The following is a 1,266-nucleotide window of genomic DNA, read 5'->3' on the forward strand; positions in this document are numbered from 1 at the left end:
TATCTATGATAAAATCAAGCCATTTCAACTTTTTTTAGTGCAATTCTATCCTGATATGGTGTCCCTCTCTTAACTACCGCTACTACCCTGTGCAGTAGCTTATTTCTTATGGCGTTAAGAATGGTCATTTTGCCTTTTCCTTCCTCTCGTTTCCTTAAGTAATATTCCTTCAACTCCGGGCAATGCCTAATGGCACTCATCGAGGCCATATGCAAATGATACTTCAGTATTTTATTGGCAAAGTTTGAGGTTCCCGGAGCTCCATAAACACTGGTCCCACTACTATACTCGAAGGGTGCTACCCCACAGTAACAGGCGAGTTTCTTCCCGTCTAGCATCCGTGTGAACCCGTGGGTGTAGATGATCAGATCTGTAGCCAATACTTTGCCCACACACTTTACCGAGGTCACCAGCTCATACAGCGCCCGAACCTCTTTGTCTATATGAATCACCTCTAGCATTTTTTCCTCCACATCCTTTAAGGAACTAGCTAATCCTTCCAATGATGGTTTGCTCAGTCGCTTCATTTCATTAGCAGCCTTTTTATCAAAATGTTCAATCTCAGAGATAGCACGCTCCTGACTCAACTTGCTCTTTAATAACCTGGCCCTGAGTCTCATTAGGTACTGTAAGCGTTCTAATGTAGGATGTGAGAGCTTTACCAGCTTGGCTTGCTGTTGATGGATCAGGGCAAACCTGGCTATCCGCTCAGCGTCGATCTTATCACTTTTACCCCTGGCTAGTCCTATGCTTCTTTTGATGTGAAGAGAAGATTCAAGCCATACTTTTCCGCCACGACTCATCAGGTACTTCACCAGGTTCCTGGTGTAAATGCCCATATGTTCCATACAGAACAAAGTCTGCTCATGGTCATCATTGCCATGCTGTTTCATCCACCTTTTCAGTTTGACATAACCTTCAGATGTGTTGGTTAAAGCAATAGAATAATGTCTTTGGCTGACGGCTTCTATCATGCAAACATCAATGCTCTCTTTACTTACATCAATACCTACAACATAGGGATAGTTTACTTGTGGTGTTTCTACTTTCTTCATAACTTATTTGTTCAAAACCTTGATAGTGGGACGTTCAGCTACAAGCTGACTCCCGAATATCTATATGAATCTTTTAGATAGGAGAGCAGGTACCAAATCGACCAATAGGTCTCAAATCCTGGTTAGCGCTTGGTTCAAAACCTGCCTTTCCTATCTTTAAGTTATTAAATTCAGTTTCTTGGAATATTTATAGGAAGGGAAGCTAAAGGTT

1 protein-coding gene is annotated in these 1,266 nt (G+C 42.0%); it reads right to left on the reverse strand.

The annotated features are described in order from the left end of the window. Positions 1-14 precede the first annotated feature (14 nt). A complete protein-coding gene (locus NXR94_RS17120; RefSeq protein WP_258105899.1) occupies positions 15-1,055 on the reverse strand; it encodes an IS110 family transposase in 1,041 nt (346 codons plus the stop codon). Between the last annotated feature and the right edge of the window lie 211 nt (positions 1,056-1,266).

The organism is Marinoscillum sp. MHG1-6 (assembly GCF_024714475.1).
Lineage (GTDB): Bacteria > Bacteroidota > Bacteroidia > Cytophagales > Cyclobacteriaceae > JAMZMI01.